The sequence below is a fragment of the Streptomyces aureus genome (genome assembly GCF_001418135.1).
Lineage (GTDB): Bacteria > Actinomycetota > Actinomycetes > Streptomycetales > Streptomycetaceae > Streptomyces > Streptomyces aureus_A.
In genome coordinates, this window is sequence record NZ_LIPQ01000458.1 from 542 (window position 1) to 10,676 (window position 10,135).

General features: G+C 69.8%; 7 protein-coding genes and 1 pseudogene. 1 reads left to right on the plus strand and 7 read right to left on the minus strand.

Translation table 11 applies throughout. The features are described from left to right. The 3 genes and pseudogenes from AOK00_RS30605 to AOK00_RS30615 form a co-directional block, all read right to left on the minus strand. Positions 1-1,045: SWIM zinc finger family protein (locus AOK00_RS30605; RefSeq protein WP_254047565.1), on the minus strand; the 1,045-nt coding region annotated here is incomplete at its 3' end. A gap of 64 nt (positions 1,046-1,109) precedes the next feature. Further along, positions 1,110-1,268 (minus strand): annotated as a pseudogene (locus tag AOK00_RS30610) (IS5/IS1182 family transposase); the annotation flags it as partial. 439 nt (positions 1,269-1,707) lie between these two features. Beyond that, the gene (locus tag AOK00_RS30615; protein WP_055603464.1) at positions 1,708-2,856 is read right to left on the minus strand and encodes a serine hydrolase domain-containing protein; all 1,149 of its coding nucleotides are present in this window, start codon (positions 2,854-2,856) and stop codon (positions 1,708-1,710) included. A gap of 524 nt (positions 2,857-3,380) precedes the next feature. Here AOK00_RS30615 and AOK00_RS30620 point away from each other — a divergent pair. Then, a complete protein-coding gene (locus AOK00_RS30620) occupies positions 3,381-6,548 on the plus strand; it encodes an AfsR/SARP family transcriptional regulator (protein ID WP_055603468.1) in 3,168 nt (1,055 codons plus the stop codon). 224 nt (positions 6,549-6,772) lie between these two features. Here AOK00_RS30620 and AOK00_RS30625 read toward each other — a convergent pair whose 3' ends face one another. From AOK00_RS30625 to AOK00_RS30640, 4 genes are all read right to left on the minus strand, one after another. Continuing rightward, complete coding sequence (locus AOK00_RS30625) at positions 6,773-7,606, minus strand: alpha/beta fold hydrolase (RefSeq protein WP_055603465.1); 834 nt, start codon at positions 7,604-7,606, stop codon at positions 6,773-6,775. Positions 7,607-7,910: 304 nt separating this feature from the next. Next, the gene (locus AOK00_RS30630) at positions 7,911-8,747 is read right to left on the minus strand and encodes an alpha/beta fold hydrolase (RefSeq protein WP_055603466.1); all 837 of its coding nucleotides are present in this window, start codon (positions 8,745-8,747) and stop codon (positions 7,911-7,913) included. Between the two features lie 456 nt (positions 8,748-9,203). Continuing rightward, the gene (locus AOK00_RS30635; RefSeq protein WP_159041879.1) at positions 9,204-9,398 is read right to left on the minus strand and encodes a DUF5707 domain-containing protein; all 195 of its coding nucleotides are present in this window, start codon (positions 9,396-9,398) and stop codon (positions 9,204-9,206) included. A 236-nt stretch (positions 9,399-9,634) separates the two neighbouring features. Then, positions 9,635-10,135: SGNH/GDSL hydrolase family protein (locus AOK00_RS30640; RefSeq protein WP_173861681.1), on the minus strand; the 501-nt coding region annotated here is incomplete at its 5' end.

The following is a 10,135-nucleotide window of genomic DNA, read 5'->3' on the forward strand; positions in this document are numbered from 1 at the left end:
CGGCGGTACGGCCGGCGGCGTCGAGTTCGCGGACGATGAGCAGATGGGTGTGACCGTTCGGTGCGAGGTCGGCGGCGTGCACGGCGACCACCGTGTCGATGTCCCGCCCCGACTTCGCGAGGCGCTGCATCAGGTGCTTCTCGGCCCAGCCGGTACGGTTCGCCTGCCACGCCTCGACCACGTACCGGCGCAGGGCGGTCATCCCCCGCTCGCCGAGCAGGTCCTCGTAGTCGAGCGGGTCGATGTCCGTCAGGTCGGCCGCGTCGTCGAGCGCGTGCGTCACGAGCCAGTGGGCGAGTCCCTCCGGGTCGGGGCGGGCCGCGCGGCAGGCGTCATGGTGGGCGTCGGCCAGTCCGGCGCCGATCTCCCCGAACCGGCCGTCGGAGTCATCGACGCTTTCGACCACAGCGGCCAGCATCCCGATCGCCTCCCGGGCCAGAGCGATCGAGTCGGACGCCCGGCCGGAGGCCGTCAGTGACCGGATCGCGCTGACCGCCTGCGCGGCCTGGTCGGCGTAGGCACGAACGTCGGCGTACTCGACGTAGCCGTACTGGGCGAAAGGACCGCTGTCGAGCAACTCGCGGATACGGGAACGGATCCCGGCCACGTCGCCGCGGACGCTCGCCGCCCGCAGTTCCAGACGTCTCCGCAGGCTCCGGTCCTCGGCCGTCTCCTCCCGTACAAGGGCGAGCAGATCGTCCCGTGACATGCCGGTAAGCCAGGCGTCGAGGCCTCGGGTCCGGTCCCGGGCAGCCTTCAGCCGACGAGGCAGGTCGGCTTCCTGCGCGATCACCGTCAGACCGAGCGCGACGAGGTGCTTGCAGAAGTTGCCCTCCTGCCCGTACGGGCAATCGCACGTCCCCGCCGGCTTCCCGCGCCCGCCCAGGAGCAGCTCCACCTCGTACCGCTCCGTGCCGCGTACCGACGCCCTGACCCAGCCGTCACCGAACTCGACCCCGGACACTTCGTCGGCATAGGCGAGTCCACGCTCGAACGAACGCTCCCCGGCCAGCGCCCTCAGCTTCGCCTCCGTAAGACCGCCCACGACTCACCGCGCTCCGCTCCGGCCCGGACTCCCCGAACAGCCCTCACAGTAACGGCCGCCCCAGGGCCCGGCCGTCGCCCACGCGGACGCACTCGGCGAGGGTCCCGTCGAGCAGGACGTACTCCGGTTCATGCTCACGCAAGGCCTTGATCAGGCCAGGCGCCCGGGCAACCAGGAGGTCGATCACCGCAGCGGTGTCGGCGTGGGCGGTGCCGACCGAGACCCGGCCACAGGGCACGGCGGCATCGCGAGGACGCAGGCGCGTCCCATCAGAGCAACGTGGGAAAAGGCGCTCCCGTTCATCACTTGAGCGCCTTGCTTCGGACGCCAGCGCGAGAGCCGTCGTACCAGTACGCGGTGGCCTTGACACCGCGTACTGAGCGGGGATCGCCGACGCTGGACGGACTCAACGCCTCTCCAGTTCCTGAAGTCAGCAGGCGGTGGAGTCGGACACCGGCCGAATGTCAGCCCGACGCAACGTTGTGGTCACCGAGACCGGCGTTCTCGCGGGGCACGCACCAGGCCGTACCAGGGCCAGAACCTGACCACCGCGCCGAGGGACCGACCCGGGAACCGCGCCGTGCCGCACAAGCCGAACCGGTGGGGCACGTCTCCGCCCACGGTGCTCTTGGTCCTGGCCTCCAAGGCGGAGCGGCCGGCCTTCAGTCGGTGGAGTCCAGGACTTCGTAGACATGCCTGATGTAGTCATGGGTACGCTCCGAGCCGAGGATTCCGTCGCCCAGCCGGTTCATCGTGTACGAGAACGTGACGCGCCGGTCCAGGTCCATCATGACGATCGAACCGCCCCGGCCGACCCAGAAGCAGACCCTTCCGGTGGGCATGTGCGGCATCGTCCTCGCGTCGGCGAGCGCGAAGCCGATGCCCCAGCGCACGGGAACACCCAGGAACAGGTCGACCCCGTCCGCCTGTACGTCGAGGACCTTCTCCACCGTCCCCTCGGAGAGGAGTTGGTGGCCGTTCACCCGGCCGCGTCGTGAGATCGCCGAGAGGGCGCGGGCCATGCCTCGTGCGTTGCCGTGTCCGTTGACGGCGCCGAGTTCGGCGCGGCGCCACTGCGGGGTGTCGACATGCTCGTCCCTGGCGGGACTTCCGAGCAAGGTCTTGGTGAAGATCCCCTCGGGATCGAGGTCGGCGGGTATGCCGGAGAGCTGCGACGGGGCCACCAGCTCGGCGATGCGCGACCAGTCGGCCTGCCGCGCACCGATCTGGACGTCGGCTCGCGACGGCTTGGCGATCTCCGTGTCGACGAACTCGGTCAGGGTACGGCCGCTGACCCGCCGGACGATCTCTCCCACAAGCTGTCCCTGGGTCTGGACGTGATAGCCCGAGGCACTGCCCGGCTCCCACCAGGGCGCCTGCGCGGCCAGCCGGGCGCTCGCGGTCGGCCAGTCGTACAGATCGTCCACGGTGAAGGGCTGCTGCCAGCCGGAGAGCCCCGAGGTGTGTGCCAGGACATGCCGCACTTCGATGTCCTGCTTGCCCTGAGCAGCGAATTCGGGCCAGTAGTGCGCGACCGGGCGGTGGAGATCCAGTGCCCCCCGGTCGACGAGGACGAGGGCCGCCAGACTGCTCAGGGTCTTGGTGGTCGACCACAGGTTGACCAAGGTGTCCTGGCGCCACGGAACGGTCCGCGCTTCATCGGCGTGCCCACCCCACAGATCGACTTCCATGACGCCGTCGACATCGACGGCGATCGACGCCCCCACCTCCTCTCCGGACTCCAGGTGCGCTGCCAGCGCCGCTCGGACCGGTTCGAACCGGGCGGTGCTCGTTCCTTCGACATTGACCATGTCTTTTCTCCACTTCTGACGACGACCGTCCGATCAGTCAACGGAACGAATGTCACGCTGGTTCACGCGTCGCCGCAGGTGAGGGGTACCTGTCTGGTGGACGCCCTTCCGGTAGGAGGTCACATCCGGGGAGACGCCGCCGGCGCGAGCGGGCTGCGTCCCAGGGGTTCTCCTCAGGCCGCTCGGCACGCAGGCTCGCGGATCAGCAACGCCGGAATGGGCCGCCTACCGGTTCGTCGCAGGGCGGGCCGAGGAAGAAGCCGTCCGGCGCATGGCCGCCGGCGAATTCATCACGCCGAGTGGCGTCCTGCTAATGTCCTGTCCGGTATGCGGGAGGCGGACGACGGGGTCCTCACCGCTCCGATCACCTCGCCGCCCGCCACATCGGCGGACAGGTCACCGCGACGAGAGTCGCGCGGGCTCGGTTTTCGTCACCGCGGCAGCGGGTCGTCCACCCTTCCGAGAGTCATGGTCATGTGTGTTTCCGATGGTGGCGCCGTCGAGCGAAGTTCTGGGTGGGTACGGTGACGGCTTCAGGGCAGGATCTCGACTTCGGGCTGTTGGGGCCGCTGGTGGTACGGCGGGCGGGCTCGGTCCTCGATCCGGGCCGGCGCAGGCAGCGCCTGCTGCTGGTCCGCCTGCTGCTCGCCGACGGCCGGGCGGTCGCTCCCGAGACGCTGTGCGAGGAACTGTGGCCGCAGCAGCGGGGACGGACGCCGGGCGGAGCGATGGCCTCCCTGCACGCCCACGTCAGCAAGGTACGCGCGGTCCTGGAACCACGGCACCTGCGCCGAAAGGGCGTCTGCGAGGTACTGGTCACCGAACCCCTGGGCTACGCCCTGCGGGTGCCGCCCGAGAGCCGTGACACCGTGCGCTTCGAGCGGGCCCTTGCCCAGGCACAACGGTTCATGGACCAGGGCCGGCCCGAACGCGTCGTGGAGGAGAGCCGAAAGGCCCTGGGGATGTGGCGCGGCACCGCGTTCGCCGACGCCGCGCACCACCTGTTCGCCGTCAACGAGACAGCACGCCTGGAAGAACTGCGGCAGACCACCCGCGAGATCCGTACCACTGCCCTGCTCCTGCAAGGACGGATCAGCGAGGCCCTGGACGAGGCCCAGGAAATGACCGCAGAGCATCCCCTGCGGGAAACCGGCTGGGCCCTGCTGCTGCGCGCCCTGTACCTGGCCGGCCGGCACCCCGAGGCGCTGCAGCGATATACGGACCTGCGCAGACACCTCTCGGACGAACTCGGCCTCGAACCCGGCCCATCCCTACGCGCACTGCACCACGGCATCCTCCACCACGACCTGCCACCCCTTCACTCGGCCGATGAGCTGAACAGGTTCGGCGCGGCATCCGTCGCCGGCGGGGGTACAGGACACGGACGCGCTCCGCTTGGGCCGACCACGTCCGGGGCGCCCGCGCAGGACGAGGCGACCGCCCCCCTCGGCGAGGCAGCCGACGAACCGGCCGACGCCGCCGATCGGTCCGACGCGAGTCGCGACCAGGACGCGGCTCTCGAGGGAGTCGCGTCGCCGCCTCGGACGCGTCCAGCACAACTGCCGCGCAGCCTGGCGGTTTTCGCGGGGCGGGAGACGGAGGGCGCCTGGCTGTCCGCAGTGAGCGGAGACCCAGGTCCGGCCGGTGCTCCCGTCGTCGTCATCAGCGGTGCTCCCGGTGTCGGCAAGACCACCTTCGCCGTCCACCACGCCCACCAGATCGCCTCCTCCTTCCCCGACGGACAGCTCTTCGTCAACCTGTGCGGGTTCCACCCCCACGCACCCGCCGTCGAACCCGGTGACGCCCTGCACGGCTTCCTCACCGCCCTCGGCGTCCCCGCCCAGGACATCCCCGAGGACACACCCGGCCGCAGCACACTCTTCCGCAGCCTCCTCGCCGACCGGCGGATCCTCCTCGTCCTGGACAACGCCCGTGACGAACAACAAGTGCGCCCCATGCTCCCCGGCGGAGCGGGCTGCCTCACACTGATCACCAGCCGCAACCAGCTTCCCGGCCTGATCGCGTCGGAAGGCGCCAAACCCCTCACCCTCGCACTGCCCTCACAGTCCGAGGCCCACGAGACGCTGGCACGGCGGCTGGGGACGGAACGGCTCGCCGCCGAGCCCGCCGCCGCGGCCGACATCATCCGCCTGTGCGGACGGCTTCCCCTGGCCATGGCGGTGGTCGCCGCCCGCGCCGAACTCGATCCCTCCTTCCCCCTTCACTCCATCGTCGACGACCTGCGACACACCCACGGCCTGGACGCGTTCACCGGCTTCGACTCCACCACCGACGTACGCGCCGTCTTCTCCTGGTCCTACCAGTCTCTTGACGAGCCCGCGGCCCGACTTCTCCGTCTCCTGGCTCTGCACCCCGGCCCCCACATCACCGCGCCCGCCGCCGCCAGCCTCGCCGGCCTCCCTCTACCCCAGTCCCGCCGCGCACTCGCCGGCCTGGCCAGCTCCTGCCTCGTGGAACAACCGCTGCCCGGCCGTTACAGCCTGCACGACCTCCTACGCGGCTACGCCACCGAACTCACCCACACCCACGACGACACCGACGAACGCCACGCCGCCACCCTCCGGGCCCTGGACCATTACATGTTCACCGCCCACGAGGCCAACCAGCTCCTCAAACAGGACACACCGCCCGACCTCGACCTCGGTGCAGCCGCTTCAGGCGTCACTCCGGAGATCCTCACCACCGTCAAGCAGGCGACCCGATGGCTCGCCGCCGAACACCGGGTGCTGACCGGCCTGCTCCACACCGCCGTCGACCAGAAGCTGGACCACCACACCACCGGGCTCGCCTGGTCACTCAAGGAATATCTCAACCGTCAGGAATTCTGGCCCGAGGCCATCACCGCGCTGACCCCTGCCCTCGATGTGGCCCGACGCCAGAACAACCTTCTCGAAGAAGGCCGTTGCCTACGCCACCTCGGCCACATCCACGGCTACCTCGGCCACCAGGAGCAAGCCCTTCACCACCTGCAACGCGCCACCACGATCTTCGAAGAGCTCGACGCAACCGGTGAGCAGGCACGAGCCCACTACGTCACGGCGTGTGCGCTGTTCCTGTTCGGCCGTACCCAGGAGGCCGTGACGTTCTCCGAACGGGGACTGGAGCTGTCCCGGGAGACGGGTGAGGAGTTGTGGTTGGCCGAGTGTCTCGTCGAGCTCGCCTGGTTCCACTCCAACCTGGGGAATCTCGACAAGAGCCTTCTGTACAACGAGGAGGGCATCGCCTTGTTCCAGCGCCTCGGCGCGCCGTGGCAGCTGGCCCAGGCGTGGGACATCCTGGGCCACAACCTCCGCATGCTCGGCCGTTACGAGGAATCGGCGGCCACCTACCAGCGGGCGACGCAGGCGTTCGAGGAACTGGGCGACCACAGGAACGCCATCGGCACGCTGATGCGGCTCGGCGACACCCGGCTGGCCCAGGGCGACCGGGAAGGCGCGCGAGCGGACTGGGTCCAAGCCCTCGAAAGCGCCGACGAGCGAGCCATGTCCCACAGCGCCCAGCAGGTCCGTGACCGGCTCACCGCCCTGGACATGGACACGTACCCCACGCCCCCCTTCCCGGAGAGGGCGGAGGGGAGCCATCGGCTCCCGGTCCCGAGGAATGGCGACCCTGTGCGTCAGGACTCCGAGCGGGACGGTTCGGCGGATGGTCACTCGTCCGCCATCCGCTGAGTTCCAGCCGGCCCACGCGGCTTCTTCTGCGGTCCCGGCGGTCCGGTACCGCGTACGGCTTCCCGCCTGAGTGCCGGCCAGTACGGCGTTCCCCCGCGTCGGGATCACCTGGGCCCCGGCCTTCATCGTTGCCGTGCTGCCAGGACAGCGCCCCGTCACCGTGCGACGGTGACGGGGCGCCTGCGGGTCGCCATCCGGCCGGTGTGAGGCCGCGGACTCCGCTCCTACTTGGCGAGGAAGGTGAGGAGGGCGTCGGTGACCTCCTGGGCATGGGTCCACAGCAGGCCGTGCGGAGCGCCCTCGACGACGACGTAGTCGGCCTGCGGGAGCGCCTTGCGGAAGAGCTCGCCGGTGGCCTCGATGGGCAGGATGCGGTCGGCGGTGCCGTGCAGGATCAGTGCCGGCACGTCGATCTTCCGGATGTCGGCGCGGAAGTCGGTGGTCCACGTGGAGACGCAGGCCAGCGAGGCGTACCAGGAGGCGCCGGCGGCCACGTTCCAGCTGTTGCGGACGGCCTCCTCGCTGATCCGGGTGCCGAGGTTCTCGTCCAGGTTGTAGAAGTCCTGGTAGAACGCACTGAAGTAGGCGTACCGGTCGTCGGTGACGGCCTGCTTGATGCCCTCGAAGACGCTCCCGTCGACGCCTTCGGGGTTGTCGTCGGTCTTGAGCAGGAACGGCTCCAGCGAGGCGAGGAAGGCAGCCTTGGCGACCCGGGCGGAGCCGTAGGTGCCGAGGTAGCGGCCGACTTCGCCGGTGCCCATGGAGAACCCGACGAGAACGGCGTCCTGGAGGTCGAGGGTCTCCATGACGGTGTTCAGGTCGGCGGCGAACGTGTCGTAGTCATAGCCGGTGGTGGGCTGGCTGGAGCGGCCGAATCCGCGCCGGTCGTAGGTGATGACCCGGTAACCGGCCTTCAGCAGGGCCGCGGCCTGCTTCTCCCAGGAGTGGCCGTCGAGCGGGTAGCCGTGGATCAGCACGACCGGCTGTCCGGTGCCGTGGTCCTCGTAGTAGAGGTCGATGGTGGTGGAGTTCTCCTGGCCGACGGTGATGAACGGCATGGTGGTTCTGCCTCTCGATATGGGTTGTGGTGCGAGGTGGTGGCTCGGGGCCGGTCGGCGGTCCATACAAGCCCCGACCTGGGGTGTCCGGTGTCGGTGCCTCGTCACCCGGGAAACGGTGACGAGGCGAGCGCGGTTCACTGTCTGGCCGAAAAGGGACTACTGACGCGGCCGGAGGGCAAGGGGGGTCGGTGACCTCATGGGCGCGGATCCGCAGCAGACCGTGCCTGGCGTGCTCGGCCGGTGCTCGGCCCGGGGAAGCGCCCGTCGGGGCGGCTCCCCTGCCTGGATCGACAGGTCCCGGTCAGCGGACCGTACGGGCCGCCTTCTCCACGATGCGGGCGACGGCGTCGGGACGCGAGACGGTCACCGCGTGCGAGGCGTCGATCTCAGTCGTGCGGGCGTGTGCCCTGGCCGACATGAAGCGCTGGGCCGCCACGGGGATGTTCCGGTCCCCGGTGGTGACCAGCGACCAGGAGGGAATCGTCTTCCAGGCGGCACGGGTGGAGTTCTCCTCCAGCGCGGCGGCGGCGATCGGACGCTGTCCGGTGGCCATGAGCCTCGCCTTGTCCGCAGGGACGTCCGCGGCGAACTGCTGGTGGAACTTGTCCGGCTTGATGAAGACGTCAGCTCCCGAGGCTCCGTCGGGAAGCGTGTAGTTCACCGGGGCGATGACCTGGCCAAGGGTGCTGCCGGGGAACTTGTTCGTCAGCCCCAGCGAGCTCTCGCCCGGGGCGGGCAGGAACGCGGCGATGTAGACGAGAGCCTTGACCTTTTCCTCCAGGCCCGTGGCGGCCTGGCTGATGACGGTGCCTCCGTAGGAATGGCCGACCAGGACCACCGGGCCGTCGATGTGCTCGACGACGCTGCGCAGGTAGGCGGCGTCGACGGCCGGTCCGCGCAGCGGGTTGGCGGCGGCCACCACCGGGTAGCCGGCCCGCTGCAGCCGCGCGACGACTCCGTCCCAGCTGGAGGCGTCGGCGAACGCGCCGTGCTCCAGCACGATCGTCGGCCGGACCGGCTGGCGGGGCGTCGCGCCGGCCGTACCGGGCAGGGCGAGGGCCGTGACGGAGAGGCCCACGGCCGCAACACCGAGCAGGGTGGCCAGACGGGCGGGTCTGGTCGGTCGGGTGATGCGCATCTTCGGTGTCCTTCTGTATAAGGGCTGTCACCGTGATGGGGCGGGTCGGCAGGGCGAACCCGGCTCCGACGAGAAACACGGCACAGCGTTAAGTCGTAGTCGATTGAATTGCGTGCAATTGAAATTGGCGTGAAGGCCCGTCCTGACTGATCGGACGGTGGCGGCCCCGGGGCCTGAACGGCCCTGCCGCCCTGTCGGCTGCCGCCACAACAGCCGACAGGGTTGACGTCCGGTCAGGGCTCTCATGCTCCCGGACGTCACTGCTTCCTACGAGCAATCCCGCACTGCGGTTCACCGACGATGGTGACCTCGGCACCTATTCCGGTCCGAGCGGTCACGAGGGGGACTCTGCGGAGCAAGGAGCCTCCGCGTCCGGACATACGAGGGCCCTCCGGCCGCAGTCCTGCCGCATGTCGTGACGGCGACCGGCAGGTCGGCCGAGTCCTGCCGCGTCACCTACAGGCTGAAGGTGCAGCGGGACAAGACGTCCCGCGTCACCTTCAGCCTGTAGGTGCAGCGGGACGTCTTGTCCGATGTGCTCCGGCACTCGGCCTTCTCCACGTAGCGCAACTCTGACTCGGTCGGGTCGAGTCCGGAGCCCGTCGGCCACGCGATGACCCTGACCTCGCGGACACCCGAGTCGTCGCTCACGGCCGCGGAGTACGGCCTCACCCTGCACGGGTTCAGCGACTGCGACGGACTCGATGTCGTCCTGACGGCGGACGGCACTCGGGGCGGCCCGCCGGATCCGGCAGCCCGTGCTCGGCATCGCCTGTCGCCAGGCTGCCGCAACGGCCGTCACGGCCATTCCGTAGGTACAGGCTCGGCGCCCATGTCCCGATCTCCGGGGCCCGGAGTGACGCTCCGACCCCCGGAGAGGGCCGTGACTACTTCTTGAGCCTCTCGTGCACCTCGACGGCTGTCATCAGGTGGCCGACGGCGTTGGGGTGGGCGGATCCGGACGTCCGCGGCAGCAGCGGGTTGATCCACTGCCCGGACGGGGGCCGGCACATGTCGTGACCCCGGAACACCGAAGAGGTGTCGACGAACTCGACCTGCCTCAGGAGGGCGGACATCTCCAGCATGAGGTTCAGCCGGTTCGTGGTCTGGTGGAGCCAGGTGACGTCACCCTTGGCCAGCGGCACCGAGGAACCGCAGGCGCTCCCGTCGGCGGGGAACGGGTTGGGGTAGCCGACCACGACGACACGCGCCCGGGGACTGCGCCGCTTGATGTCGGTGAGCATGTCGGGCAGACGCGTGCTCAGCCTCGCGAAGCCCGCGTCGACCTCCTTGGCCGCCACGTCCCGGCAAGGAGTCCCCTCCCGGGTGGTGAGCCCGGCCAGGACGCATCTGGTGAGCACGTCGGAGAAGCCGAGGTCGTTGCCGCC

Coding starts and splice junctions, on each gene's coding strand:
- AOK00_RS30615 (WP_055603464.1), bottom strand. CDS start 2,856: ATGGTCAATGTCGAAGGAACGAGCACCGCCCGGTTCGAACCGGTCCGA.
- AOK00_RS30625 (WP_055603465.1), bottom strand. CDS start 7,606: ATGCCGTTCATCACCGTCGGCCAGGAGAACTCCACCACCATCGACCTC.
- AOK00_RS30630 (WP_055603466.1), bottom strand. CDS start 8,747: ATGCGCATCACCCGACCGACCAGACCCGCCCGTCTGGCCACCCTGCTC.